The sequence below is a fragment of the Microbacterium sp. che218 genome (assembly GCF_040436305.1).
Lineage (GTDB): Bacteria > Actinomycetota > Actinomycetes > Actinomycetales > Microbacteriaceae > Microbacterium > Microbacterium algihabitans.
Window position 1 is genome coordinate 271968 of record NZ_AP031501.1, and the last position, 25015, is coordinate 296982.

25 protein-coding genes and 2 tRNA genes are annotated in these 25015 nt (G+C 70.8%); 19 read left to right on the top strand and 8 right to left on the bottom strand.

The annotated features are described in order from the left end of the window. Nucleotides 1–135: 135 nt before the first annotated feature. The 3 genes from ABXS86_RS01205 (at nucleotide 136) to ABXS86_RS01215 (ending at nucleotide 957) form a co-directional block, all read left to right on the top strand. Nucleotides 136–207: transfer RNA gene (locus ABXS86_RS01205), tRNA-Gln, on the top strand. A gap of 133 nt (nucleotides 208–340) precedes the next feature. Then, on the top strand, nucleotides 341–535 hold the full coding sequence (locus ABXS86_RS01210; RefSeq protein WP_251506635.1) for a hypothetical protein: 195 nt from the start codon (nucleotides 341–343) through the stop codon (nucleotides 533–535). Beyond that, on the top strand, nucleotides 532–957 hold the full coding sequence (locus tag ABXS86_RS01215) for a hypothetical protein (protein WP_353665363.1): 426 nt from the start codon (nucleotides 532–534) through the stop codon (nucleotides 955–957). Before ABXS86_RS01210 ends, ABXS86_RS01215 begins: the two co-directional genes overlap by 4 nt. Nucleotides 958–970: 13 nt before the next feature. Here the strand turns inward: ABXS86_RS01215 and ABXS86_RS01220 are convergent, their stop codons facing one another. After that, complete coding sequence (locus tag ABXS86_RS01220) at nucleotides 971–1672, bottom strand: GntR family transcriptional regulator (protein WP_353665364.1); 702 nt, start codon at nucleotides 1670–1672, stop codon at nucleotides 971–973. 130 nt (nucleotides 1673–1802) lie between these two features. Between ABXS86_RS01220 and ABXS86_RS01225 the strand changes: the two genes are divergently transcribed. The 7 genes from ABXS86_RS01225 to ABXS86_RS01255 all read left to right on the top strand — a co-directional run bounded on the left by ABXS86_RS01225 (nucleotide 1803) and on the right by ABXS86_RS01255 (nucleotide 9002). Then, complete coding sequence (locus tag ABXS86_RS01225; protein ID WP_353665365.1) at nucleotides 1803–2891, top strand: urea carboxylase-associated family protein; 1089 nt, start codon at nucleotides 1803–1805, stop codon at nucleotides 2889–2891. Then, nucleotides 2884–3531 (top strand): flavin reductase family protein, encoded by a 648-nt coding sequence (locus tag ABXS86_RS01230; RefSeq protein ID WP_353665366.1) that lies wholly within the window; start codon nucleotides 2884–2886, stop codon nucleotides 3529–3531. The genes ABXS86_RS01225 and ABXS86_RS01230 overlap by 8 nt, the downstream gene beginning before the upstream one ends. Before the next feature lie 28 nt (nucleotides 3532–3559). Further along, the gene (locus ABXS86_RS01235; RefSeq protein ID WP_353665367.1) at nucleotides 3560–4735 is read left to right on the top strand and encodes an ABC transporter substrate-binding protein; all 1176 of its coding nucleotides are present in this window, start codon (nucleotides 3560–3562) and stop codon (nucleotides 4733–4735) included. 127 nt (nucleotides 4736–4862) lie between these two features. Further along, entirely contained in the window at nucleotides 4863–5648 is a 786-nt protein-coding gene (locus ABXS86_RS01240) for a DeoR/GlpR family DNA-binding transcription regulator (RefSeq protein WP_353665368.1), read from the top strand. Further along, nucleotides 5645–6610, top strand: a complete 966-nt coding sequence (locus ABXS86_RS01245) for a 1-phosphofructokinase family hexose kinase (protein ID WP_353665369.1) — start codon at nucleotides 5645–5647, stop codon at nucleotides 6608–6610. Before ABXS86_RS01240 ends, ABXS86_RS01245 begins: the two co-directional genes overlap by 4 nt. 17 nt (nucleotides 6611–6627) lie before the next feature. Further along, entirely contained in the window at nucleotides 6628–8703 is a 2076-nt protein-coding gene (locus ABXS86_RS01250) for a fructose-specific PTS transporter subunit EIIC (RefSeq protein ID WP_353665370.1), read from the top strand. A gap of 29 nt (nucleotides 8704–8732) precedes the next feature. After that, entirely contained in the window at nucleotides 8733–9002 is a 270-nt protein-coding gene (locus ABXS86_RS01255) for an HPr family phosphocarrier protein (protein WP_144834863.1), read from the top strand. 94 nt (nucleotides 9003–9096) lie between these two features. On the opposite strand, the gene ABXS86_RS01260 is transcribed toward ABXS86_RS01255, so the two are convergent. Next, on the bottom strand, nucleotides 9097–9735 hold the full coding sequence (locus tag ABXS86_RS01260) for an MBL fold metallo-hydrolase (protein WP_353665371.1): 639 nt from the start codon (nucleotides 9733–9735) through the stop codon (nucleotides 9097–9099). Nucleotides 9736–9921: 186 nt separating this feature from the next. Here ABXS86_RS01260 and ABXS86_RS01265 point away from each other — a divergent pair. Next, nucleotides 9922–9997: transfer RNA gene (locus tag ABXS86_RS01265), tRNA-Glu, on the top strand. A 227-nt stretch (nucleotides 9998–10224) separates the two neighbouring features. On the opposite strand, the gene ABXS86_RS01270 is transcribed toward ABXS86_RS01265, so the two are convergent. Continuing rightward, entirely contained in the window at nucleotides 10225–11316 is a 1092-nt protein-coding gene (locus ABXS86_RS01270) for a DUF4349 domain-containing protein (protein WP_353665372.1), read from the bottom strand. Then, nucleotides 11313–11867 carry an RNA polymerase sigma factor gene (locus ABXS86_RS01275; protein WP_251506653.1) on the bottom strand — a complete coding sequence of 185 codons (555 nt, stop codon included), beginning with the start codon at nucleotides 11865–11867 and terminating at the stop codon, nucleotides 11313–11315. Before ABXS86_RS01275 ends, ABXS86_RS01270 begins: the two co-directional genes overlap by 4 nt. A gap of 178 nt (nucleotides 11868–12045) precedes the next feature. On the opposite strand from ABXS86_RS01275, the gene ABXS86_RS01280 reads away from it, so the two are divergent. Continuing rightward, a complete protein-coding gene (locus tag ABXS86_RS01280) occupies nucleotides 12046–13110 on the top strand; it encodes a TerC family protein (protein WP_353665373.1) in 1065 nt (354 codons plus the stop codon). A 556-nt stretch (nucleotides 13111–13666) separates the two neighbouring features. Here the strand turns inward: ABXS86_RS01280 and ABXS86_RS01285 are convergent. Together ABXS86_RS01285 and ABXS86_RS01290 are read right to left on the bottom strand one after the other, a co-directional pair. After that, nucleotides 13667–14980 carry an LLM class flavin-dependent oxidoreductase gene (locus ABXS86_RS01285; RefSeq protein ID WP_353665374.1) on the bottom strand — a complete coding sequence of 438 codons (1314 nt, stop codon included), beginning with the start codon at nucleotides 14978–14980 and terminating at the stop codon, nucleotides 13667–13669. Next, nucleotides 14977–16287 (bottom strand): O-acetylhomoserine aminocarboxypropyltransferase/cysteine synthase family protein, encoded by a 1311-nt coding sequence (locus tag ABXS86_RS01290; protein ID WP_353665375.1) that lies wholly within the window; start codon nucleotides 16285–16287, stop codon nucleotides 14977–14979. Before ABXS86_RS01290 ends, ABXS86_RS01285 begins: the two co-directional genes overlap by 4 nt. A 260-nt stretch (nucleotides 16288–16547) precedes the next feature. Between ABXS86_RS01290 and leuC the strand changes: the two genes are divergently transcribed. The 6 genes from leuC to ABXS86_RS01320 all read left to right on the top strand — a co-directional run bounded on the left by leuC (nucleotide 16548) and on the right by ABXS86_RS01320 (nucleotide 22915). Then, complete coding sequence (leuC, locus tag ABXS86_RS01295) at nucleotides 16548–18020, top strand: 3-isopropylmalate dehydratase large subunit (protein ID WP_353665376.1); 1473 nt, start codon at nucleotides 16548–16550, stop codon at nucleotides 18018–18020. A 1-nt stretch (nucleotide 18021) separates the two neighbouring features. Next, nucleotides 18022–18618: a 3-isopropylmalate dehydratase small subunit gene (gene leuD, locus ABXS86_RS01300; RefSeq protein ID WP_353665377.1), complete on the top strand. Its 597-nt coding sequence runs from the start codon at nucleotides 18022–18024 to the stop codon at nucleotides 18616–18618. 62 nt (nucleotides 18619–18680) lie between these two features. Beyond that, nucleotides 18681–20054: a UDP-N-acetylglucosamine 1-carboxyvinyltransferase gene (murA, locus tag ABXS86_RS01305; RefSeq protein WP_251506664.1), complete on the top strand. Its 1374-nt coding sequence runs from the start codon at nucleotides 18681–18683 to the stop codon at nucleotides 20052–20054. A gap of 3 nt (nucleotides 20055–20057) precedes the next feature. Continuing rightward, nucleotides 20058–20798, top strand: coding sequence for a lysophospholipid acyltransferase family protein (locus ABXS86_RS01310; RefSeq protein ID WP_230704758.1), 741 nt, complete (start codon nucleotides 20058–20060; stop codon nucleotides 20796–20798). Beyond that, complete coding sequence (locus ABXS86_RS01315; protein WP_144834884.1) at nucleotides 20788–21930, top strand: NAD(P)H-dependent glycerol-3-phosphate dehydrogenase; 1143 nt, start codon at nucleotides 20788–20790, stop codon at nucleotides 21928–21930. The genes ABXS86_RS01310 and ABXS86_RS01315 overlap by 11 nt, the downstream gene beginning before the upstream one ends. Beyond that, entirely contained in the window at nucleotides 21830–22915 is a 1086-nt protein-coding gene (locus ABXS86_RS01320; RefSeq protein ID WP_307211569.1) for a D-alanine--D-alanine ligase family protein, read from the top strand. The genes ABXS86_RS01315 and ABXS86_RS01320 overlap by 101 nt, the downstream gene beginning before the upstream one ends. 9 nt (nucleotides 22916–22924) lie before the next feature. Here the strand turns inward: ABXS86_RS01320 and ABXS86_RS01325 are convergent, their stop codons facing one another. After that, a complete protein-coding gene (locus ABXS86_RS01325; protein ID WP_307211566.1) occupies nucleotides 22925–23422 on the bottom strand; it encodes a DUF3515 family protein in 498 nt (165 codons plus the stop codon). Between the two features lie 25 nt (nucleotides 23423–23447). Between ABXS86_RS01325 and thiL the strand changes: the two genes are divergently transcribed. Beyond that, nucleotides 23448–24443: a thiamine-phosphate kinase gene (gene thiL, locus ABXS86_RS01330; protein WP_353665378.1), complete on the top strand. Its 996-nt coding sequence runs from the start codon at nucleotides 23448–23450 to the stop codon at nucleotides 24441–24443. A 1-nt stretch (nucleotide 24444) separates the two neighbouring features. Here thiL and rsmD read toward each other — a convergent pair whose 3' ends face one another. Beyond that, nucleotides 24445–25005, bottom strand: a complete 561-nt coding sequence (rsmD, locus tag ABXS86_RS01335) for a 16S rRNA (guanine(966)-N(2))-methyltransferase RsmD (RefSeq protein ID WP_353665379.1) — start codon at nucleotides 25003–25005, stop codon at nucleotides 24445–24447. Nucleotides 25006–25015 lie beyond the last annotated feature (10 nt).

The following is a 25015-nucleotide window of genomic DNA, read 5'->3' on the forward strand; positions in this document are numbered from 1 at the left end:
GATTCTCCGGCGTCGGCGCCCGGGCGACGGGCCGCCCAGGACGCGCCCGGGACGCGCGGGGCGGGGCCCCGGTTTGGCGCATGGCTCCGCGTCACGTAAGCTTGATCCTCGGCACGAGTTACGGCTCGAAGCCATTGGGGTATGGTGTAATTGGCAACACGGCGGTTTCTGGTTCCGTTGTTCTTGGTTCGAGTCCAGGTACCCCAGCTTCACGAAAAGGCCCGGTGATCGCACAGATCCCGGGCCTTTCGCGTACCCGTCGACGGCGCTCAGCCGTGAACCCGCTATGACGCCGCCGGTCGGTCACGTTCCTCGGTGACGACAGGGGCACAATGTCGGCATGGGACTGTTCGTACAGCGACCGGAAGAACCCGGTGAGTGGGCCGGCCTGCCCGGCGAGCCCGCCCGCCCGAAGACGCGAGCCGAGATGTTGCCCGACGACGAGCAGCCCGAGGCGTCGCCCGGCGGTCTGCTGGGCCTGGTCGACGCTCCCGTGACCTCGATCGAGATCCCGCTCGACGGCGATCCGTCGTGATCCGTCGCACCGCGACGCACGCGAGCCTGATGCTGGTGTCCGCGGCCGTCGTGGCTCTTCTTGCGGGGTGCACGCAGGAGACTCCGGATGCCGTGACCCCGACCGCCGTGGTGCCGAGCCCCACGGCATCCGCTGATCAGGCCCTGGCCCCCTCGGTGGTCACTCCCGGCGATCTCGACGGCACGGACGTCTCCGTCGTCATCGCGACCTCTCTGGTGCTGGCCGTGCCCGACGGCACGGAGGCGGAGTGGACGGGTACCACCGACGACGTCTCGATCGCCGAGTTCTCGGGGGGAGGCCCCTCGGAAGGAGCGGTTTTCCGTCCCGGCTTCACCGCCCGCGCCCTCGGGACCACGGCCGCGACCCTCACCGCACCCGACGGGAAGACGGAGTCGTTCCGCATTTCGGTCGTCGCGCCGTAGCGCGGGGGCAGGCTCAGTAGCGCGAGAGCACCGCGAGCAGCTCCTCGCCGGAGTCCGCCTCTCGCCCGAGGCTCTTGCGCTGCACATCAGCGAGGTGATGCTCGACCAGAGCGCACGCGGCGTCGACGTCGCCCGCTTCCAGCATCTGGAGCAGCTGCTCGTGCTCGGCGATCGAGACCTCCTGGTCGATGTCGCGTCCGTAGATCGAGAGGATCAGAGCCGTCCGCGACACGACCTCCGACATGTAGCGCACGAGCAGGGCGTTCTCGCTCTCACGTGCGATGAGCAGATGGAACTCGCCGCCGAGCCGCGCCGACACGGTCGGGTGTCGGGCCTCCCAGGCCTCGCGCTCCGCCCGCACGTGGGTGCGCAGCCGTGCGAGGGCGGCGGGGTCTCGGCGTTCGGCGACCAGGCGCACGCCCTCGCGCTCGAGGGCGGCTCGCACGGTGAACGCGTCGCGCGCCTCGTCGATGGTCGGTCGGGCGACGGCGGCCGAACGACCCGGGGGAGAGTCGACCACGCCGTCTCCGACGAGGCGTTGCAGGACCGTCCGCACGAGCGTGCGGCTCACGCCGTAGTGCGCCGCGAGGGCTTCTTCGCCGAGCTTCGTGCCGGGCGTGAGCGCTCCCTCGATGATCGCGGCGCGCAGAGCCTCGTAGGCGCGTTCCGCGCGCTCCGACGGGCGAGGGTCGTCTGCGGGCGTCGATCGTGGCATGGCTCGACTGTATACGGATGGTGACCCTCTCTCACCCCTCCAGAGGGCCGAAACCTATTCGACGCATGAGTGAAACCCGTGAGGTCTGTATACGAGATAGGAATGCATCTGTATACAGAAAGGACGCCACGTGTACGTCACCCTCACCGCCCAGCAGCGCGAACTCTTCGACCGCTCCCTCCTCGCCGGCGAAGCACTCGACCTCGACGACCTCGCACGCACGGCTCTCACCGAAACGGCATCCGGGATCCGTCGACGCCCCCTCCCGGGCGTCGAGCCCACGGAGTGGACGTGGCGCGACGACCTCGCCTTCACACCGTCGACTCAGCGCGTCGTGCGCGAGCAGCATCGCCTCGAGCCCGGCACGGGCAAGGCCTTCGAGGTGCGCGCCGGCCAGATCCTGCGCGTGTCGCAGGTGTCGGGCGACCAGTGCGCCGACCTGAACGTCTTCAACCTGCACGACTACCGCGAGGCGATGCACGTCGGCCGCACGCGCACCCTGCACGGCATCCATCCGGACCAGGGATCGTTCCTGTGGTCGGCCCCTCCGCGCGAGCGGGCGATGATGTACCTGCTCACCGACGACGCCGGGCTCAACGACACCCTGTTCCCGCGGTGCAGCGCCGCGATGTACGAGTCGATGTTCGGCTTCGACGAACACACGAACTGCGCCGACATGCAGGCCGAGGCGCAGCGCGAGTACGGGCTGACCCCCGACGACGTGCACGACTCGTTCAACCTGTTCATGGCGACGCGGGTGAACCCCGACGGCACCTGCGAGGTCGTGCACCAGCACACCCCGGCCGACGCGTTCGTCGAGCTGATCGCGCTCATGGACGTGCTGGCCGTGCCGAACGTCTGCGGCAACGACATCTTCCGCACGAGCAACTACGCGCTGCGTCCACTCGATGTCACGGTGACGGATGCCGCGGAGGCCGACCTCGCCGCGGTCCCCGGCCTGCGCGCGCACCGCTCCCAGCGCACGCCCGCCGCGTTCGCGCAGCCCCTCATCCGCACCGAGCGCTCGCTGCGGCGCGACCCCGAGTACTCTCCGACGTTCGCGCGCACGCCCGTCACCACCGAGCGGATCGAAGTGTCGCTCGATGCGACGGGGGCAGCGCTCCTCGATGCGCACGCGCGCCGCGACCTGTACGGCGACGACGATGAGGCGGCTCTGCGCGACCTGCTGATCAGCTGGTGGGTGGCCAGCCATGCCTGAACCCTCGACCCTGCACGAAGTCGACGACTTCGACACCCTGCCGCCGTACGAGCGCTACAAGCTGCTCGCCGGTCTCATCGTCCCGCGCCCGATCGCCTGGATCACGACGGTCGACGCCGACGGGGTGGTCAACGCCGCGCCCTTCTCGATGTTCGCGATGGTGGGGGAGGACCCGCCCCTGCTGATGGTGAGCATCGACCGCCCCGCCGACGGTGGTCGCAAGGACACGGCGGCCAACATCGACGCGACGGGGGAGTTCGTCGTGCACCTGGTCGACCGCCCGCTCGCCGAGCAGATGGATGCCACGAGCACTCGGCATCCGTCCCACGTCGACGAGCTCGCCCTCGTCGGCGTCGACACGGTGGCCGCGGAGACGGTACGCCCGCCGGTCATCGCCGCCGCCCCCGTCGCCCTGGAGTGCGAACTCTGGCAGCGGCTCGAGATCCCCAGCCGCGAGATCTTCTTCGGCCGGATCCGGCGGTTGCGGACGCGGTCCGGGCTCATCGACCGCGAGCTCATGCGCGTGCGCCTCGCCGACTACGCCCCGATCGGACGGTTCGGCGCGAGCTTCTACACGACGACGATCGACCGTTTCACCCTCGCCGGCCAGTCGGCATCCACCTCCCTCGACACCCTCTGAGCACCACCCGAACCCGCAAGGAGCACCCATGTCCCCGTATCGCCGCGGCCCCGCCGCCGTCGTCACCCTCGCCGCCGCCGCCTTCGCCCTCAGCGCCTGTGCCGGCGCGGGAAGCGCTGCCGGCCCCGCTGCCCCGCCGTCGTCGGGCGCCGAGATCGGCTCCGTCGACCTTTCCAGCGTCTGCCCCTCGACGGTCGTCATCCAGACCGACTGGAACCCCCAGGCCGAACAGGGCGGGCTCTTCAACCTGCTCGGAGCGGACGCGAAGATCGACGCCTCGCGCAAGAGCGTCTCGGGTCCGCTGATGTCGAAGGGCGAGTGGACCGGCGTGAACGTCGAGATCCGCGCCGGCGGCCCCGCGATCGGGTTCCAGGGTGTGCCCTCGCAGATGTACACCGACGCCGACATCCTGCTCGGGTGGGTCAACACCGACGACGCGATCTCCGCCTCGGACGCACTGCCGACGACCGCCGTCATGTCGACGTTCGAGAAGGCGCCGTGGGCGATCATGTGGGATCCGCAGACCTACCCCGACGCGCGCACGATCGCCGACATCGGCCGCACCTCGGCGACCGTTCGCTACTTCGACGGCACGACGTACATGGACTACCTGGTCGGATCGGGACAGCTCCGCGCCGACCAGCTCGACGGCTCGTACGACGGCACGCCCGCCGGCTTCGTCGCGGCCGACGGAAAGGACGCGCAGCAGGGCTTCGCGACCGTCGAACCGTGGGTGTACGAGAACGCGATCGCCGAGTGGGGTCGCCCCCTGTCGTACCAGCTGGTCGCCGATACGGGGTACCCGATCTACGCGGTGGCGTTGTCGGTGCGGACGGAGGACGTGACGGCGAAGAAGGATTGCCTCGAGAAGCTCGTGCCCGTCGTGCAGCAGGCGAGCGTGGACTACTTCGCCGATCCCGCCGCGGCCAACGACCTGCTCGTGCGCGCGGTCGAGGCCTACGACAACGGGTGGGTGTACCCGGCGGCCGAGGCCGAGAACTCCACCAAGCAGCAGCGGGAGCTCGGCCTGGTCGCGAACGGGGCCGACGGCGTCTTCGGGTCGTTCGACGCGGACCGGGTGGCGAAGGTGCAGCAGATCGTCTCGCCCATCCTCGCCGACAAGGGCGTCGAGGTGAAGCAGGGTCTGACGCCCGAAGACCTGGCGACGAATCAGTTCCTGGATGCCGGGATCTCGCTGCCCTGACCAACGCGAAGAACGGCGGGGCCGGGGCGCATGACGCCGCGGCCCCGCCGTCGTCTGCGGATTCGTCTTTCTGTTGCTCTGTGTTGTTTCGTGTTGTATCGTGTGGGAATCCTCGAAGGAGACCCCCGTGTACGCAATGGAGCGCCAGCAGCTCATCGAGCGCGAACTGCGCGACGTCGGACGCGTCAGCGTCGTCGACCTCGCCCGTCGCTTCGACGTCACGACCGAGACCGTGCGTCGTGACCTCGACCGCCTCGAGGGCCTCGGAACCCTGCGCCGCGTGCACGGCGGCGCCGTCGACGTCGGACGGGGGAGCACCGCGGAGTCGCCCCTGACCGAGCGCCGCGAGCGTCACCGCGACGCCAAGCGCGCGATCGCGGCCGCCGCCGCCTCGCTGCTCACCCCCGACTTCCGCGGCTCGATCTTCATCGACGCCGGAACCACCCCCGCCGCCGTCGCAGGCCTGCTGCCCGAGGCTCTGGGTGCGGGAATCGACGGAGTCGAGGTCGTCACGCACTCGCTCGAAGCCGCGCACCTGCTTGCCGGTGAGGAGCGCCTGTCGCTCACCACCATCGGCGGGCGCGTTCGCGGCGTCACCGGCGCCGCCGTCGGCGCGCACACCGTTCGCGCGATCGGCGAACTGCGCCCCGACATCGCGTTCGTGGGGACCAACGGACTGAGCGCCGGGTTCGGCCTCAGTACGCCCGACCCCGAAGAGGCCGCGGTCAAGGCCGCCATCATCCAGTCGGCGCGGCGCATCGTGCTCGTGGCCGACGCCGCCAAGTTCGGCGAGGAGCTGCTCGTTCGCTTCGCCCGCCTCGACGAGCTCGACGTGCTCGTCACCGACGCGGCCCCGCCCGCTCCGCTCGCCGAGGCCCTCGCCGACGCCGACATCGAGGTGCGCATCGCATGATCGTCACACTGACCGCCAACCCCTCGGCCGACCGCGCCGTCGTGCTCTCCGACGCCCTCGCGCCCGGTGAGGTGCAGCGCGCGCTGTCGTCGCGCGAAGACGCCGGTGGGAAGGGCGTCAACGTCGCGCGCGTCGTCGCCGCCGCCGGAGCCCCCGCCCGCGCCGTCGTCCCCGTGGGCGCGCACGATCCCTACCGGGTGCTGCTCGAAGACACCGGCATCGCCCTCGACCTCGTCGACGTCGCCGGTCGCGCCCGGGCCAACCTCACCATCACCGACCCGGCGGGCGAGACCACCAAGCTGAACCTGCCGGGCGCCGAGCTCTCGCCGGCTGAGGCGCAGGCCGTGACCGACGGTGTCGTGGCCGCGGCCGAGAGCGCGACCTGGCTCGTGCTCGCGGGGTCGCTCCCTCCCGGCGTCCCGGCCTCGTTCTACGCCGACCTCGTGGCGGCCGTCCGCGAACGCTGGGGAGCAGCCGCCCCCCGCATCGCCGTCGACGCCTCCGGCGCAGCCCTCGCCGAGGTCGTCGCCACCGCGCGACCCGACCTCATCAAGCCCAACCACGAGGAGCTCGCCGAACTGGTCGGCGAAGACGCCGCGGGCGACCTCGACGTGATCACCGAAGCCACCCGACGCGCGCACCAGCTCGTGCCCGAGCACGTGGCATCCGCCCTCGTCACCCTCGGAGCCGACGGAGCGCTGCTCTTCACGGCCGAGGGAGCCTGGCGCGGATACGCCCCCACGATCCAGGTCGCGAGCACGGTCGGCGCGGGCGACAGCTCGCTCGCCGGCTACCTGCTCGCCGACCTCGAGGGGGCCTCCGCCCCCGACCGCCTCGCCCGCAGCATCGCCTACGGCGCCGCCGCTGCGACCCTGCCGGGCACGCAGCCCCCGACCCCGGCCGATCTGCCCGCGGGCCCGATCGCCGTTTCCGTTTTCTCCACCCCCACCGCAACATCCTGACCACGGAGGTCACGACAATGTCCGACATCATCACTCCGGAGCTCGTCAGCCTCGACGCGCCCCTGGGCGCCGACAAGCAGTCGGTGATCCGTGCCCTGGCCGAGCGCGTCGTCGCGCAGGGCCGCGCGACCAGCGCGCAAGAGCTCTTCGACGACGCGTGGGCCCGCGAGCAGAAAGACGAGACGGGCCTGCCCGGCGGCATCGGCATCCCGCACGCGCGCAGCGCCTCGGTCACCGAGCCCACCCTCGCCTTCGCCCGCCTGACGCCCGGCGTCGACTTCGGCGCCCCCGACGGCCCGGCCGACATCGTGTTCCTCATCGCCGCGCCCGCCGGTGCCGACGAGGCGCACCTCTCGGTGCTGTCGCAGCTCGCCCGCAGCCTCATGAACAACGACTTCATGTCGGGACTGCGCGCGGCGCAGACGCCCACCGACGCCGTGAAGATCATCACGGATGCCATCACCCCGGCCGCCGCGCCCGCCGCAGCCGCCGCGCCCGCAGCCGCAGCCGCACCCGCCGCGACCCGCGCCGAGTCGCGCGGCGCCACGACCACGACGACGAAGAAGATCGTCGCGGTCACCGCGTGCGCCACGGGCATCGCCCACACCTTCATGGCCGCCGACGCGCTCACCGCCGCCGGAGCCGAGGCGGAGGGCGTCGAGCTGATCGTCGAGCCGCAGGGCTCGAGCGGCTACAAGGCGCTCCCTCAGAGTGTGATCGACGACGCCGACGCCGTGATCTTCGCGGTCGACGTCGACGTGCGCGAGCCGCAGCGCTTCGCCGGCAAGCCGGTCGTGCGCTCGGGCGTCAAGCGGGGCATCGAGCAGCCGAAGCAGCTCATCGCCGAAGCCCTCGCCGCCAGCGAGAACCCGAACGCCGCGCGCGTGCCGGGCGCCGGCGCCGCGGCATCCGCCTCGGAGGTCCCCGTGGCGCAGCAGTCGGTGGGCCGCCGCATCCAGCGCTGGCTGCTGACCGGTGTCAGCTACATGATCCCGTTCGTCGCCGGTGGCGGTCTGCTGATCGCCCTCGGCTTCCTGCTCGGCGGCTACAAGGTCACCGAGAACGCGGCCAACATCATCATCCAGAACTCGCTGTGGGACCTGCCCACCGAGAACCTGACCTCGTCGTTCGGCCCGCTGGGGCAGTACCTCGGCTCCGTCGCGTTCATGATCGGCGCCACCTCCATGGGCTTCCTGGTCGCCGTGCTCGCCGGGTTCATCGCCTACGCGATCGCCGACCGCCCGGGCATCGCGCCCGGCTTCGTCGCCGGTGCCGTGGCCGTGCTCATGAACGCCGGCTTCATCGGCGGCATCATCGGCGGTCTGCTGGCCGGTTTCATCGCCTGGTGGCTCGGACGCTTCAACGCCCCGCGCTGGCTGCGCGGCCTGATGCCCGTCGTGATCGTGCCCTTCCTCGGGTCGATCTTCGCCTCCGGTCTGATGATCCTCTTCCTCGGTCGCCCGATCGCCGCCCTCATGGCGGCGCTGACCGACGGCCTGACCTCGCTCGCCGCGAGCGGCGCCGGCGCCATCCTGCTGGGCGTGATCCTCGGCCTGATGATGTGCTTCGACCTCGGCGGACCGGTCAACAAGGTCGCCTACGTCTTCGCCACGACCGGCCTCGCCGCAGCCACCCAGACCAACACCGCGCCGTACCTCATCATGGCCGCGGTCATGGCCGCCGGCATGGTGCCCCCGCTCGCCATGGCGCTGGCCTCGACGATCCTCGCCCGGGGCAAGTTCACCCCCGTCGAGCGCGAGAACGGCGCTGCCGCCTGGCTGCTCGGCGCCTCGTTCATCTCCGAGGGCGCGATCCCGTTCGCCGCGGCCGACCCGCTGCGCGTCATCCCCGCGTCGATGGTCGGCGGTGCGATCACCGGTGGCCTGAGCATGCTGATCGGCGTGCAGTCCTACGCCCCGCACGGCGGCATCTTCGTGCTGTTCGCGATCAACCCGGTGTGGGGTTTCCCGCTGGCGATCATCGCGGGTACCGTCGTGACGGCGCTCATCGTCGTCGCTCTCAAGGGCATCGGCCGTAGCACCAAGGACGCCGCCGTCACCGAGGCTGCGCCCGCAGCCACGGTCGCCGCGTAAACACCCCCGTCGAATCGGAAGGATTCACCATGGCAGAACGTCAGGCCACCATCGCCAGCAGCTCCGGACTCCACGCCCGCCCCGCGAAGCTCTTCGTGCAGGCCGTGCAGGAGAAGAAGGTGCCCGTCACCATCTCGGCCGACGGCGGTGCCGACCTCAACGCCGGCAGCATCCTCTCGCTCATGGGTCTCGGCGCCGGTCACGGCACGGTCGTGACGCTCAAGGCCGAGGGCGAGGGTGCCGAGCAGGCGCTCGACGAGCTCGTCGCCCTGCTCGAGACGGATCTCGACGCGCAGTAAGCACGTCGCATCAGAACACCGGGTGCCGCGGGCCTTAGGGCTCGCGGCATCCGGTGTTCTCGTTCGTCCGGGATGACTTGGCCGAACGGCGCCGTCAGACCTCCGTCGAATCGCCCGGCTTGAGATCGACGAACGACCCGCCGTGCTGCTCTACCGCCCAGGTGAGGCGCGCGTCGCCCATCTGCTTGCCGGCGACCGACAGGGTCATGTCGTGCGTGGCGAACACCCGCTCGGGCTTGACGTCGAGCACGTAGTCGATCGCGTCGCCGATCTTCAGCCACGGGGCTCCGACGGGGGCTGCGAGCAGCGCGACCTTCTTGTGCTTGGGGACGGCGTACGAGTCGCCGGGGTAGTAGAGGGACTCGTTGACGAGGACGCCGACGTTGTCGACCACCGGGATCGACGAGTGGATGACCTCGTGCTTCCCGCCGAAGAACTCCAGGTGGAACGGGCCCAGATCGAGCGTGTCGCCGGGGTTGACCACCGACACGTCGAAGCCGGCGGCGGCCTCGCGGACGCCCTCGGGGCCGTAGACGGGCACGCCGGGGTGGGCCTTCTGCAGACGGGTGAGGTGCTCGGGGGTCCAGTGGTCGGCGTGCTCGTGCGTGATGACGATGCCGACGAGCCCGTCGAGGTCGTCGAGCGGCGAGGTGAAGCTGCCCGGATCGATGACCAGGCTGTGTCCGGCTTCGGAGACGACGAGGGCGGCGTGTTCGTGCTTGGTGAGACGCATGAGTCGAGTCAACTCCCGGCGGCGGGGGCACGGCAAGCGCTGGCGTATCGGGTGAACAGCGTCTAATGCCTCTTCCGTCGCGCCTGCTCGCGCGGTACGGTGGCCGGACACGCCCGGGAATTCGGTGGCTCGGCCCCGATTTTGCGTGCGCGTCAATCGTGATGCATACTTGAACGGTTGCGACGCGGCCCCATCGTATAGCGGCCTAGTACGCCGCCCTCTCACGGCGGTAACGCGGGTTCGAATCCCGCTGGGGTCACCAACACGACGAAGAGCCTCGACCGGATGGTCGGGGCTCTTCGTCGTTGTCGGCGACCGTGGCCGGACGAGGAGCCGCGTGCGCGGGTGGGGCCCCACCCCCGACCCACGCATAAACGCGATTCACGCGCATAATCGCGAAGAGAGCGCGTTTCTGCGCGCAGATCGCGTTCATGCGTGAAGAAGCGCAGCCGCGAGCGGGGGCGTACTGTCCGACGGGCGGCCCGCTGCTCAGCCTTCGCGCGCCGCGCGGCGACGCCGGATCACGCGCCGCACGCCCCACACGATCGCCCACGCCACGCCGGCGACGACGACCCAGGGCAGGAGGAACCCGAGGCCGATCACGAGCCCGTTGAGGGTCGCGACGAGGCCGTTCCACCCGGCGACGAGGCCGTCGCCAAAGCCCGCGGGATCCGCGGTGACCGTGGCCGTGCGCGCGTTCAGCTGCACGCTGAGCGATGACAGGGCGACCTGCGACTCGATGCTCTGCAGCACCTGGCGGTCGCTGTCGAGCTGCGCCTGCCGATCGGCGAGCGCGGACTCGGCGGTGACGAGGTCGGACACCGATGCGGCCTGAGCGAGCAGTTCGGTGAGGCGGGCGACCGAGGCTTCGCCGGCGGCGACGCGGGCGCGGAGGTCGACGCTCTGCTCGGTCACGTCGGAGCGCGTCACGCTCGTGGCCGTGACGTCGCCGACGGAGCCGAGGCCGTCCATCACCTGCGTCAGGGTGTCGGCGGGCACGCGCACCGTGATCCAGCCCGAGGAGGTGGGCGTCGCGCTCGACGCGGCGCCGTCGATCGGCATGACCACCTGCCCGCCGCCGACCTGCGACGACTCGACGTAGCCTCCGACTCCGGTCGCCGTCGCACTGATGGCGGCGATCGCCGCGGCGACGTCGTCGACCTCGACGGTGCTGGATCCGGTGGCGACGATGTCGCGCCCCGCGGTGGCGGTTCCGGATGCCGCGGACCCCTGTTCCGTCGAGCTCGCACCGGCAGAACCCGAGGTGCCGGCATCCGGACCCGGGGCGACCGGCGCGGTGTCGGCGACCGAACCGCCCGCGGACTGATCGCGCGATCCGGACTCCGGGGCGCTTCCGGCCTCAATCGCGGTGCTCGAGGCGCCGGTGCCCTGCGTGACGCCGAGCGAGGGCCCGACGATCGCGGCCACCACGACGACGGCCGCGGCCGCGGCGACACCGGTCCAGACGCCGCGGCGTCGCCGACGCCGCCGGTCGCGCTCACCTGCGATGCGACCGAATACGGCGGCTTCGATGGCCTCCACGCGGTCGTGGGAGAGAGGGGGAAGGGTCGGGGTGGTCATGGGGTCTCCGTCTCCATCGCGGTGGCGCGCACCCGGGAACGGATGCGGGAGAGGCGATTGCGCACCGTGCCGTGCGAGACGCCCAGCGACGCGGCGGCCGCCTCGTAGCCGTAGCCTTCGGCGGCGCACAGGCGGAAGATCTCGCGATCCAACTCGCTGAGACGTTCCACGGCGGCGAGGATCGCGGCGACCGTCTGCGCCTGCACGACCTGCGCCTCGACATCGACGGCCGAGGGGATCTCGTCGTCCAGTGCCGCGTGCGAACCGTGGCGGCGTCGGGCGCGCAGTTTGTTCTGCGCCTGCAGTCGGCACACCGTCACGAGCCACGGCAGGAGCGACGCGCCCTCGAGACGCAGCGACGGGATCTTCCGCCACGCGACGACGAAGGTCTCCTGCGCGACGTCCTCGGCATCCGCCGTCTCGCCGAGCAGGCCGAACGCGACCCAGTACACGGGCCGCACGTACGCGCGGTACAGCGTGCGGAACGCCGCCTCGGAGCCGGCCGCGGCGCGCGCGACGAGCGCCCTGTCGTCGATCACGTCGTCGGTCATCGGCATCCACTTCCCGATCGGGCGAGGCTCTGCGAGCACTCTCTCACTACAGAAGTGTCCGGTTCGAGCGGATCGTCTCACGGATGTACGCACGTTATGAGCACTACTTGCATAAGGGCGGTGGCCGATGGGGGCCAGCGGATAAACTCGAGCGTTTCCCCCGACGAAAGGCCCCGCGATGGAGCTGCAGCTCGACCCGCTCTTCCAGACGATCACGCTGGTGGTGCTGGTCGTCATCCTCATCGCCGACCTGCTCATCATCCTCAAGCGCCCGCACATCCCGGCGCCGAAGGAATCGACGCTGTGGGTCGTCTTCTACGTCACCCTCGCGCTGATCTTCGCCGGGGTGCTGTGGATCGTGGCCGGGGGAGAGGTCGCCGGTCAGTTCGTCGCCGGCTGGCTCACCGAGTACAGCCTGTCGATCGACAACCTGTTCGTCTTCGTGCTGATCATGGGCCAGTTCTCGGTGCCGCGCCGGTACCAGCAGGAGGTGCTGATGGTCGGCATCATCATCGCGCTCATCCTGCGCGGGGCGTTCATCCTGGTCGGCGCGACGATCATCGAGAACTTCAGCCCGATCTTCTACCTCTTCGGCGCCTTCCTCATCTACACCGCGATCCGCCAGGCGTTCCCCGGCGACGACCACGACGACGACTCGCAGAAAGAGAATCTCATCGTGCGGACGCTGCGTCGCGTGCTGCCGATGAGCGACGAGTACGACGGCAAGAAGGTCATCACGCGCATCAAGAGCAAGAAGGTCTTCACGCCCATGATCATCGTGTTCGTCGCGATCGGCGTGACCGATCTGCTGTTCGCGATCGACTCGATCCCCGCGATCTTCGGTATCACGCAGAGCCCGTTCATCGTCTTCACCGCGAACCTCTTCGCGCTGATGGGTCTGCGCCAGCTGTACTTCCTGCTGGGCGACCTGCTCGACCGCCTGAAGTATCTGCACTACGGCATCGCCTTCATCCTCGCGTTCATCGGCGTGAAGCTGATCCTGCACGCGATGCACGTCAACGAGCTGTCGTTCCTCAACGGCGGGGAGCCCATCGAATGGGCGCCCGAGATCTCGACGTGGGTCTCGCTCGCGGTGATCGTGCTGTCGATGGCGGTCGCGACCCTCGCGAGCCTCGCGTCGTCGCGCAAGGAGTCCTCGGCGAACGACCGTCACGAGGCCGCGGCGGAAGTCGCCGACGAGAAGGGCACGCCCGCGACCGTGGAGCAGCCCGAGCGCGACTGACGCCGAGGGCTGGTCGTCGAGGACCGTGAGCCTGTCGAAGGGTCCGGGGCCTGTGAGTTCCGGTGGCTTCGACAGGCTCAGCCACCTGGGTCGGGGCCCGCGGGTTCCGGTGGCTTCGACGGGCTCAGCCACCTGGGTCCGGGGCCTGTGCGTTGCGGTGGCTTCGACGGGCCAGCCACCTAGGTGGGGGCCCGCGGGTTCCGGTGGCTTCGACGGGCTCAGCCACCTGGGTCCGGGGCCTGTGGGTTCCGGTGGCTTCGACGGGCTCAGCCACCTGGGTCGGGGGCCTGTGGGTTCCGGTGGCTTCGACGGGCTCAGCCACCTGGGTCGGGGGCCCGCGGGTTCCGGTGGCTTCGACGGGCTCAGCCACCTGGGTGGGGGCCTGTGCGTTGCGGTGGCTTCGACGGGCTCAGCCACCTGGGTGGGGGCCTGTGCGTTGCGGTGGCTTCGACGGGCTCAGCCAGCTGGGTGGGGGCCTGTGCGTTGCGGTGGCTTCGACGGGCTCAGCCAGCTGGGTCGACAGGGTCAGCCGCCTGAGGTCACGGCATCCGCCCCGCTAGAACGCGCGCAGGTTGGCCTGCAGGCCGCCGTCGACGTACTCCTCGCGGAGGATGCCGCGCCGACGCAGGATCGGCACGAGGTCGTCGAGCACGCGATGCACGGTGACCGGGTGCAGGTCGCCCCACAGCAGCACGCCGTCGTTGCCCCAGTCGCCGAGCTCCTCGATACGGTCGGCGAACTCGTCGGCCGTGCCCACGAAGCCCGAGCCGTCGTTCAACCGGCCCAGGCGCGCGTGCGCGGCGAGGATCGTGCGCAGGGGAGCGTCGTCGTCGTGCTTTCCGACGAGGCGGCGAATGCTGCCCTCCGACACGTGCTCGCCGAAGATCGAGCGGTCGAGCGGCTTGTCGAGGTCGAGTCCGGTGAGATCGGTCTCGAGATCGCTCGACTGCTTGCGCGCGATGGCGACCAGCGCGTCTTCGGTCGGATCGGCGGATGCCGCGACCAGACGGTCGGCTTCCTCCGGCGACGAGACGAGCACGGGCTGGATCGCGAAGAGGATCTTGATGTCGGCCGCGGTGCGGCCCGCGGCTTCGGCGGCCGCGTGGATGCGACCGCGGTACGCCCGGATGCTCTGCTCGTCGAGGGGCGCGAGCGCGAGCTGCACGTCGGAGTTGTGCCCCGCGAACGACAGGCCGCGGCCCGATCCGCCGGGGGAGACGATCGCCGGCGCGCCGTCGGTGAAGGGGACGGCGTTGAGCGGCCCGTCGAAGCCGAAGTGCTCGCCTCGGTGCTGCACCGCCTCGAGCTTCGTGCCGTCGGCATAGACACCCGTCTCCTCATCGGCGACCAGAGCGCCCTCGCCCCAGCTGTTCCAGAGCTTCCGGATGCCGTCGAGCCACTCTTCGGCGCGGTCGTAGGCCGCGTCGTGCCCGAGCTGCGGCGCGGCGGAGAAGTGGCGCGCGCTGCCGGTGTCGGTCACGACGTTCAGGCCGAGACGGTGGCCGCTCAGGTGCTGGAGCGTCGCGAACTGCCGGGCGGCGGTGTACGGCAGGTACGCGGCCGGGTTGACCGTCGGCACCACGCCCAGGTGGTGCGTCGCGGCGAACAGATACGGCGCGAGCAGCAGCGGGTCGTGCTTGGGTCCGCCGAAGGCGTGACGCACGCGCAGGTCGATCGTGTCGGCGCTGCCGAGCGAGGGCGCGTCTTCGATGATCAGCAGGTCGAAACCGGCCTGCTCGAGCGTGCGGGCGGAGTCCTGGTAGAGGCCGGGCTCGGTCCAGCGGTGGTTCCATCGCAGGTAGGGGTGGCCCCACCCGTGCGGGCCGAAGCCGCGGGCGAGGAACCAGCCGAAGTGCTGCAGCCGGCTCACAGCACGACCGTCTCGCGCTCGAGGACGGGGACGCCGACGAGCGCCTGGTCGAGGTCGGCGAGCAGGTCGTCGATGTCCTCGATGCCGATCGACAGGCGGATCGTGCCGGGGAAGACCCCCGCGCGCTCGCGCTCCGCGACGGTGCGGGCGGCGTGCGAGGTGCTCTGGGGGTGCAGCACGAGCGATCGCACGTCGCCGAGGTGGGTCATGTGCGTGATGACCTCGACCGACTGCACGACGTGTCGCGCGGCTTCGAGCCCGCCGCGCAGGGTGACGGTGAAGACCGAGCCGAAGCCGCGAGTGAGATACCGCTCGCCGAGGTCGTGGTGGGGGTGCGAGTCGAGACCGATGTAGTCGACGCGCTCCACCTCGGGGCGCTGTTCGAGCCAGCGGGCGACGGCGAGGGCGTTCTGCGACTGCCGTTCGACGCGCAGGCTCAGCGTCTCGATCCCCTGGCCGATCAGGAAGGCGTTCAGCGGCGAGGGCGACGGGCCGAACCGCGGGGCCACGCTCTCGCGGATGTACTGCCCGCGCGCGCGGGCGCCGTGCTTCTCGGCGTAGCTGGCGCCGCCCAGGCGGTCGGTCTGCACGAGGTGGGGGAAACGGTGACCGGATGCCGCGGCGTCGAAGCGACCGTCGTCGACGATGACCCCGCCGAGCACGGCGCCTTGACCGGCGAGGAACTTGCTCGCCGAGTGCACCACGACGGCGGCCCCGTGCTCGATCGGGCGGAGCAGGTACGGAGTGGTGAACGTGCTGTCGACGACGAGCGGGATGCCGTGCTCGGCGCCGATCGCGGCCACCGCGGCAACGTCGAGCACGTCGTTGCGGGCGTTCGAGAGCGTCTCGGCGAAGAGGGCCCGCGTGCGGGGCGTAATCGCGGCGCGCCAGGCGTCGAGGTCGTCGGTGTCGACGAAGGTCGTCTCGACCCCGAGGCGCGCGAGGTTGTCGAGCAGCAGGCCGCGGGTGCCCTCGTAGATGTGCTCCGACACGACGACGTGGTCGCCCGCGCCCGCGAGGGCGAGGAGCGCGACGGTGACCGCCGCCTGGCCGCTCGAGACGAGCACGGCCTGGTCGCCGCCCTCGAGCGAGGCGAGGCGCTCCTCGACGGCGTGCACGGTGGGGTTGCCGGTGCGGCTGTATCCGAAGCCCGTGCCCTCGCCGAAGTGCGCGGCCGACTCGTCGAGGTCGCTGAAGGTGAAGCCCGCCGTGAGGTAGATCGGGGTCGCGCGGGGGCTCGCCTGCGCGGTCGCCGATCCTGCGTGGACCTGGCGAGTGGAGAATCCGGTGTCGGCGCCTGCGGCCATGGCGCACTCCTTCCTTCGGGTCGGCCCAGATTCGCACGCGCGGGCGCCGGGAGACGAAACGTGCGTCGCTCTGTGACACCGCCGGCCCGGCATCCGGCATCCGTTCCCGACGGCAGGGGTGTCGGACGCCGGTGGTATCGTGACGACGTGCGGATCGCTCGCCTCCTCCTTAGCGGCCGCGACGAGACCTTGTCCTAGGCCTCTCTCGTCGCGGAGTTCGTCGCGGGCCTCACACCCCCTTCCGAGGAGAAACGCAAGACATGAGCACGATTCCCGAGAACCCTCGCACCCTGGCCGAGAAGGTCTGGGACGACCACCTCGTCGTCAAGGGCGAGAACGGTCAGCCCGACCTCATCTACATCGACCTGCACCTCGTGCACGAGGTCACCAGCCCCCAGGCCTTCGACGGCCTGCGCGCCGAGGGTCGCCCCGTGCGCCGGCTCGATCTGACGATCGCCACCGAAGACCACAACACCCCGACGCTCGACATCGACAAGCCGATCGCCGACCTCACCAGCCGCACCCAGATCGACACGCTGCGCCGCAACGCCGAGGAGTTCGGCGTGCGCATCCACTCGCTGGGCGACAAGGAGCAGGGCATCGTCCACGTGGTCGGCCCGCAGCTCGGCCTCACCATGCCGGGCATCACGGTCGTGTGCGGCGACTCGCACACCTCCACCCACGGCGCGTTCGGCGCGATGGCGTTCGGCATCGGCACGAGCGAGGTCGAGCACGTGCTCGCCACGCAGACGCTGCCGCTGAAGCCCTTCAAGACGATGGCGATCACCGTCGAGGGCGAGCTGAAGCCCGGCGTCACGGCGAAGGACATCATCCTCGCGATCATCGCCAAGATCGGCGCCAACGGCGGTCAGGGCTACGTGCTCGAGTTCCGCGGCAGCGCGATCCGCTCCCTCTCGATGGAGGGGCGCATGACGATGTGCAACATGTCGATCGAGGCCGGCGCCCGCGCGGGCATGATCGCCCCCGACGAGACGACCTTCGCGTACGTCAAGGACAAGCCCCACGCGCCGCAAGGTCAGGACTGGGACGACGCGGTCGCCTACTGGCGCACGCTGCCGAGCGATGAGGGTGCCGTCTACGACGCCGAGGTGTTCCTCGACGCCGCCGAGCTCGAACCCTTCGTCACCTGGGGCACGAACCCCGGCCAGGGCGTCTCGCTGAGCGACGTCGTTCCCACCCCGGCCGACATCGTCGACGCCAACGAGCGCGCAGCCGCCGAGCGGGCGCTCGAGTACATGGATCTGCAGGCCGGCACCCCGATGAAGGACATCCCGGTGGATGCCGTGTTCATGGGTTCCTGCACGAACAGCCGCATCGAAGACCTCCGCGCCTTCGCCTCGGTCATCGAGGGGCGCACCAAGGCGGAGAACGTCCGCGTGATGGTCGTGCCGGGTTCGGCACGCGTGCGCCTCGAAGCCGAGGCCGAGGGCCTCGACAAGGTCTTCACCGACTTCGGCGCCGAGTGGCGTTTCGCCGGGTGCTCGATGTGCCTGGGCATGAACCCCGACCAGCTCGCCCCCGGGGAGCGCTGCGCGTCGACCTCGAACCGCAACTTCGAAGGACGCCAGGGCAAGGGCGGTCGCACGCACCTCGTGTCGCCGCTCGTCGCCGCGGCCACCGCCGTGCGCGGCACGCTGTCGAGCCCGGCCGACCTCGACCCCCTCCCCGGGCAGAACGCGCCGGAGACCGTTTCGACCGGGGCGGAGGCCTGACATGGAGAAGTTCGCCACGCACACCGGAATCGCGGCCCCGCTGAAGCGGTCGGCCGTCGACACCGACCAGATCATCCCCGCCGTGTTCCTCAAGCGCGTCACCAAGACGGGCTTCGAAGACGCCCTGTTCTCGAACTGGCGCCAAGACCCCGGGTTCGTGCTCAATCAGGACGCCTACCGCTCGGCATCCGTCCTCGTCGCCGGCCCCGACTTCGGGACCGGATCGAGCCGCGAGCACGCGGTGTGGGCGCTGCGCGACTACGGATTCCGCGTCGTGCTCAGCCCGAAGTTCGCCGACATCTTCCGCGGCAACTCGGGCAAGCAGGGCCTGGTCACGGGCGTGATCACCGAAGACGAGGTCGAGCAGATCTGGGCCGTCCTCGAGGCGAACCCCGGCATCGACATGACCGTCGACCTGCAGGCGAAGACCGCCACGGTCGGCGACCTCACGGTCTCTTTCGAGATCGACGATTACACTAGGTGGCGGCTTCTCGAAGGGCTCGACGACATCGGGCTCACGCTGCGTGACGAAGACAAGATCACGCAGTTCGAGGCGCGCCGCGAGGCATGGCGGCCGCAGACCCTTCCGGTCCGCTGAGCCCGATCGACCCGATCGGGTCGATCTGCCGCCCCTCGTCCACGAAGTGAGGTCCACCCCCCATGAGCACACTCGTCACCGATTCCGGAGACCAGAACCCCGGACAGCCGGACTGGGAGGCGGCCGAGACCCTCGCGATCCGCGGCGGCCGGCCCCTGCGCGGAACCGTCGAGGTCAAGGGCGCGAAGAACCTGGTGACGAAGGCCATGGTGGCCGCGCTCCTGGGCGAGACCACGAGCACGCTGCGCGACGTGCCGATGATCAGCGACGTCAAGGTCGTCCGCTCGCTCCTGGAGGTCCACGGCGTCACGGTGACCGAGGGCGACGAGGAGGGCACGCTCCACCTCGACCCCTCGGGCGCCGTCGCCGCGCACTTCGAAGAGATCGACGCCCACGCGGGCGCGTCGCGCATCCCGATCCTCTTCTGCGGCCCGCTGCTGCACCTCCTGGGTGAGGCGCTCATCCCCGACCTCGGCGGATGCCGCATCGGCGACCGACCGATCAACTTCCACATGGACGCCCTGCGCGCCTTCGGCGCCGTCGTCGACAAGAGCTACGAGGGCATCCGCATCACGGCGCCCAACGGCCTGCACGGCGCCTCGATCGAGCTGCCGTACCCCAGCGTCGGCGCGACCGAGCAGGTGCTGCTCACGGCCGTCCGCGCGAAGGGCGTGACCGAGCTGCGCAACGCCGCGATCGAGCCCGAGATCATGGATCTCATCGCCGTGCTGCAGAAGATGGGCGCGATCATCTCGTACGAGCCCAACCGCGTCATCTTCATCGAGGGCGTCGACAAGCTCGTCGGCTACGACCACCGCGCGATCTTCGACCGCAACGAGGCCGCGTCATGGGCCTGCGCCGCGCTCGCGACCGACGGCGAGATCTTCGCCAAGGGCGCGCGCCAGCAGGACATGCTGACCTTCCTCAACGTCTTCCGCAAGGCCGGCGGATGGTTCGACGTGCGCGAAGACGGCATCCTCTTCCGCCGCGGCGACGCGCTCAAGCCCGTCATGGTCGAGACCGACGTGCACCCCGGCTTCATGACGGACTGGCAGCAGCCGCTCATCGTCGCCCTGACGCAGGCGCCCGGCACCTCGACGGTGCACGAGACGGTGTACGAGAACCGTCTCGGCTTCACCGAGGCCCTCAACAAGATGGGCGCCGACATCACCGTGCATCCGAAGGGCATCTCGAGCCCCGACCGCCGCGTCCCGCGTCGTTCGCTCGAGCAGGCCGCCGTCATCAACGGCCCGACGCCGCTGCACGGCGCCGACGTCGAGGTGCCCGACCTGCGCGGCGGCTACAGCTACGTCATCGCGGCCCTGGCCGCCGAGGGCGAGTCGACGGTGCGCAACATCGGCATCATCCGCCGCGGCTACGAGAAGTTCCTCGAGAAGCTGACCGCTCTCGACGCCGACTTCGACGTCGTGGGCTGATCCGTGGCCGCCTCGCCCGAGAAGACGAAGCCGAGCGCCTTCTGGCCGCTCGCGGCGATCATCGTGCCCATCACGGGCCTGTTCGCCCGCATCGAGATCCGCGGGGCCGAGAACCTCCCGCGCGAGGGCGCGTACGTCATCGCTCCGAACCACAACTCGGAGTTCGATCCGGTCATCGTGGCGGTCGCGGTGTGGCGTCTCGGGCGCGCTCCGCGGTTCATGGCGAAAGAGAGCCTGTTCAAGGTCCCCGTCCTCGGGGCCGCCTTGAAGGCCACCGGGATGGTGCCCGTGCCGCGCACCTCCACGAGCGCGAACCAGTCGATGAAGGCCGCGCAGCAGATCGCGAGCGACGGCCGCGGCGTCATCGTGTATGCCGAGGGAACCCTCACGCGCGATCCCGAGCTGTGGCCCATGCGCGGCAAGACCGGCGCCGTGCGCCTCGCTCTCGCCGCCGACCTGCCGCTCATTCCGATGGCGCAGTGGGGCGTGCAGCAGATCCTCCCGCGCTACGGCAAGCTGAAGTTCCCGCGTCGCTCGCACGTGATCGTCGAGATCGGACCCGCGATGGACCTCAGCGAGTACACCGCGACGGCGACCCAGCCCGCCACGCTGGCCAAGGCCACCGACGCGATGATGAACCGCATCACCGAGATGCTCGCCGGCATCCGGGGCCTTCCCGCTCCGACCGAGCGCTGGAACCCGTCGCAGCACGGGCAGAACGAGACGGGCCGCCTTGACGCGTAAGGCGGTCGTGCCCACCACCGGGCCCAAGGTCGCCGTCGTCGGCGCGGGCAGCTGGGGCACGACGTTCGGCAAGATCCTCGCCGACGGCGGGGCCTCGGTCGTGATGTGGGCGCGCCGCCCCGAACTGGCCGCCGAGATCACCGAGTCCAAGCGCAACAGTCGCTACCTCTCGGGCATCAACCTTCCGCGGACCATGACCGCCACGACCGATCTCGCCGAGGCGCTGAACGGCGCCGAGCAGATCTTCCTGTCGGTGCCGAGCCAGTCGCTGCGCGAGAACCTCGCGGCCATCCGTCCGCTCGTCGAGCACACCGACGTGCCGCTCGTCTCACTGATGAAGGGCGTCGAGAAGTCGACCGGCCTGCGCATGAGTCAGGTCATCGAACAGGTGCTGGAGTGCGACCCGGCGCGCATCGCCGTGGCATCCGGCCCCAACCTCGCCCTCGAGATCGCGCGCGAGCAGCCGACCGCGGCGGTCATCAGCTCGCTGAGCCCCGAGACGGCCGAGGCCGTGGCCCGCCGCGCGCGCAACAGGTACTTCCGCTCGTTCGTGAACACCGACGTGATCGGCACCGAGTTCGGCGGCGTGCTGAAGAACCTCATCGCCGTCGCGATCGGCATCGTCGACGGCGTCGGCTACGGCGAGAACACGAAGGCCTCGATCATCACGCGCGGTCTCGTCGAGATGACCGACTTCGCCGTCGCGCAGGGCGCCCAGCCCGAGACGCTGCAGGGCCTCGCGGGCCTCGGCGACCTCATCGCGACGTGCCAGTCGCCGCTCAGCCGCAACAACACCGCCGGGCGCCTGCTCGGCCAGGGGTACGGCTACAAAGAGGTCGTGGCCCAGATGCAGCAGACCGCGGAGGGCTTGGCATCCGTCGCCCCCGTCCTGCAGCTCGCGAAGCAGGTCGGCGTCGACATGCCCATCGTGCAGCAGGTCAAGATGGTGCTCGACGGGACAATGGACCCGCGCGACATCGCACCGCACCTGACGACAGACGACGACCAGCCGCAGGGCGAGAGGACGCAGAATGACCAAACCGGTGGTGGTGGTGCTCTTCGGCGGGCGCTCCAGCGAGCATTCGATCAGTTCCGCCACGGCGGGCGGGGTGCTGCGGGCGATCGACCGTGACCGCTTCCGGGTCATCCCGGTCGGCATCACGCGCGACGGCGCCTTCGTGCTCGAAGACGACGATCCCGACAAGTTCGCGCTGATCCCCGACGCGCTGCCCGAGGTGCGCGACAACGGCACGCGCGTGCGCCTGCCCGACTCGACGCTCTCGCGCGAGTGGACGGTGACGGATGCCGAGGGCACCCGCTCCCTCGGAGACGTCGACGTCGTGCTGCCGATCCTGCACGGCCGCTTCGGTGAGGACGGCACCGTGCAGGGGCTGCTCGAGCTGCTCGGCATCCCGTACGCCGGCGGGGGAGTGCTCATGTCGGCGATCGGCATGAACAAGCACGTGACCAAGCAGGTGCTGCGCGCCGCGAACGTGCCCGTGGTGCCGTGGGTCGCGGTGACTCGCGCCGACCTCGCCCGCGACCGTGCCCTGTGGGAGCGCCGCATCCGCGCGCTCGACCTGCCCGTGTTCGTCAAGCCGAACGAGGCCGGCTCCAGCGTCGGCGTCACGAAGGTGTCGCAGTGGGACGACCTCGACGCCGCGCTCGACACCGCCTTCGCCGAAGACGGCCTGGTGCTCGTCGAGAAGGCGATCGTCGGCCGCGAGGTGGAGTGCGGCGTGCTCCCCGGGCGTGACGGCGGACCGGTGCGCGTCAGCGTCGCCGGCGAGATCGTCGTGACCGGCCGGGAGTTCTACGACTTCGAGGCGAAATACCTCGGGGCTGCGGGCGTCGAGCTCGTGTGCCCCGCCGACCTGCGCGACGGCGAGCTCGCCGAGATGCAGCGGATCGCCGCTCAGGCGTTCGAGGCGATCGGCGGCCAGGGCCTCGCGCGCGTCGACTTCTTCTACACCGGCACCGAGTTCTACGTGAACGAGGTCAACACCATGCCCGGGTTCACGCCGATCTCGATGTTCCCGACCTGCTGGATCGCTTCGGGCCTGTCGTACCCCGACCTCATCAGCGACCTGCTCGACGCGGCCCTCGTCAAGGCCTGACGCGCGGGATCAGGGCGTCGGAGACGGGGTTGTGTCGGATGCCGAGGTGCACACGGCACCCGTCGACGGCAGGTACTGGCTGATCAGCGGGCCGAGGGCTTGGGCCACGTCGGCACTGCTCGCCTCTTCGTAGTCGAGGTAGACCTGGATCGCGGGACTGCGCCCGAAGGTCGTCAGCGTGTAGCGATTCTGGTCGGCCTGCGATTCGTCGACGAGCCAGTCGACGCCGTCGAACGGGCGGCACGGAAGGGTGGACGGGCCGGGGGTCTCGAGGCCGCACGTCATGAGGATCGCGGCGGGGTCGCCCCACGCGCCTGTCGACTGCGCGTCGGTCCACCGGCGCTGCTGGCCCGAGATCTGGTCGGGCAGGCGCGAGATGACGGCGGCGCAGGCGGGGTCGTTCGCCTGCTTCGCCGGTTCCATCGCGACCGTCGTGCTGCACGCCGCGAGTCCCGGGAGAAGGACGAGGGCGGCAACGAGCGCGAGGGAGCGGGAGGAGCGGGGCACCCCTCCAGGCTAATAGCGTGGGGAGGTGACCGACGCCGAGACCACCCGTGCAACGACTGTGGGGGAGCTGTCCGAGGGGCAGATCCTGCGCGGCATCCTCGACCGCCTTCCGCCCTCGACCGCGCCGGTGGGGCCGGGCGACGATGCCGCCGTGCTGGCGGTGCCCGACGGGCGGGTGGTCGCAACCACCGACACGCTCGTGCACGGGCCCGATTTCCGCCTGGCGTGGTCGAAGCCCTTCGACCTCGGGTTCAAGGCGGCGGCGGTGAACCTCTCCGACGTCGCGGCGATGGGGGCGCGCCCGATCGCCCTGCTCGTGGCGCTCGCGATGCCGGATGCCACTCCCGTGTCGTTCGTGCGCGGTTTCGCTGACGGCCTCGCCGCCGCCTGCGCGGAGCTCGCTCCCGGCTGCGCGGTCGAGGGCGGCGACCTCACCGTGTCGGACACCCTCACGATCGCGGTCACGGCGCTCGGCAGCCTCGATGGCCGCGAACCGGTGCGCCGCTCGGGCGCGCGAGCGGGCGACGGCGTCTACGTGATCGGCGAGCTGGGTGAGGCCGCGCGCGGGCTCGAGGTGCTGTTCCGACGGTTCACGGATGCCGAGGGGGCCCCGGTCCCGGTCGATCCGGCGCTGCTCGACTCGGCCGAGGCCCGCGCTCTGTCGCGTCAGCTCCGGCCGCGCCCACCCATCGCCGAAGCGCTGGAGGCCGCGGCATCCGGAGCCACGGCCATGATGGACGTCTCCGACGGACTCGTGCTCGACGCGACGCGCCTGGCCGATGCCTCCGACGTCACGATCGCGTTCGACAGCGCGACGCTGGGAGACGACCCGGGCCTCGCGCTCGACGGGGGAGAGGACCACGGCTTTCTCGTGACCTTCCCCGCCGACGCCGCGCCCCTCGGTCGCCGCGTCGGCACGGTCGAGCCGCGCGGCGCGGAGGCGGTCACGGTCGACGGACGCGCCTGGACCGGTCGCGGCGGCTGGGACCCCTACCGCGACTGGGACGCCGGGCGCGGCTGAGTCAGGCGGGGCGCCCCCACCACATCGTCGTGTCGCCGTAGGCGCGGTCGCGGTCGGCGTCGAGGCCCGCGGCGGCCCAGTCGGGCGCGGGGGAGCGCTTCGCGCGTTCGACGATCACCGTGGCATCCGGACTCAGCCGCGGAGCGAGGGCGACCAGGGCGCGCGTGAGCTCGTCGTCGCCGACGTCGTAGGGCGGGTCGAGGAACACCAGGTCGAATTCGGCGACGGATGCCGTGAGCCAGGTCGTGACGTTCGCCCGGTGCACGCGCGCGGGGGCGCTCACGCCGGCGGTGCGCAGACGGTCGGCGTTCTTGCGGATGAGCGTCGCGGCGGGGGCGGACAGCTCCACGAGGTCGGCGGACGCCGCGCCGCGGCTGAGGCTCTCGAGCCCCAGGGCCCCGGATCCGGCGTAGAGGTCGGCCACGCGCGCGTCGTCGAGGAGCCCGGCCGATTCGAGTGCGCCGAACAACGACTCGCGGACGCGGTCGCTGGTGGGCCGCGTGCCCTTCGGGGGGACGTCGAGAACGGTGCCGCCGGCGCGGCCGGAGATGATGCGCGTCACCGTCCCAGCC

Bases quoted from the DNA above. Each gene is read 5' to 3' on its own strand.
- ABXS86_RS01210 (WP_251506635.1), top strand. From the start codon at position 341: ATGGGACTGTTCGTACAGCGACCGGAAGAACCCGGTGAGTGGGCCGGC.
- ABXS86_RS01220 (WP_353665364.1), bottom strand. From the start codon at position 1,672: ATGCCACGATCGACGCCCGCAGACGACCCTCGCCCGTCGGAGCGCGCG.
- ABXS86_RS01230 (WP_353665366.1), top strand. From the start codon at position 2,884: ATGCCTGAACCCTCGACCCTGCACGAAGTCGACGACTTCGACACCCTG.
- ABXS86_RS01235 (WP_353665367.1), top strand. From the start codon at position 3,560: ATGTCCCCGTATCGCCGCGGCCCCGCCGCCGTCGTCACCCTCGCCGCC.
- ABXS86_RS01245 (WP_353665369.1), top strand. From the start codon at position 5,645: ATGATCGTCACACTGACCGCCAACCCCTCGGCCGACCGCGCCGTCGTG.
- ABXS86_RS01250 (WP_353665370.1), top strand. From the start codon at position 6,628: ATGTCCGACATCATCACTCCGGAGCTCGTCAGCCTCGACGCGCCCCTG.
- ABXS86_RS01255 (WP_144834863.1), top strand. From the start codon at position 8,733: ATGGCAGAACGTCAGGCCACCATCGCCAGCAGCTCCGGACTCCACGCC.
- ABXS86_RS01260 (WP_353665371.1), bottom strand. From the start codon at position 9,735: ATGCGTCTCACCAAGCACGAACACGCCGCCCTCGTCGTCTCCGAAGCC.
- ABXS86_RS01270 (WP_353665372.1), bottom strand. From the start codon at position 11,316: ATGACCACCCCGACCCTTCCCCCTCTCTCCCACGACCGCGTGGAGGCC.
- ABXS86_RS01275 (WP_251506653.1), bottom strand. From the start codon at position 11,867: ATGACCGACGACGTGATCGACGACAGGGCGCTCGTCGCGCGCGCCGCG.
- ABXS86_RS01280 (WP_353665373.1), top strand. From the start codon at position 12,046: ATGGAGCTGCAGCTCGACCCGCTCTTCCAGACGATCACGCTGGTGGTG.
- ABXS86_RS01290 (WP_353665375.1), bottom strand. From the start codon at position 16,287: ATGGCCGCAGGCGCCGACACCGGATTCTCCACTCGCCAGGTCCACGCA.
- leuC (WP_353665376.1), top strand. From the start codon at position 16,548: ATGAGCACGATTCCCGAGAACCCTCGCACCCTGGCCGAGAAGGTCTGG.
- leuD (WP_353665377.1), top strand. From the start codon at position 18,022: ATGGAGAAGTTCGCCACGCACACCGGAATCGCGGCCCCGCTGAAGCGG.
- murA (WP_251506664.1), top strand. From the start codon at position 18,681: ATGAGCACACTCGTCACCGATTCCGGAGACCAGAACCCCGGACAGCCG.
- ABXS86_RS01320 (WP_307211569.1), top strand. From the start codon at position 21,830: ATGACCAAACCGGTGGTGGTGGTGCTCTTCGGCGGGCGCTCCAGCGAG.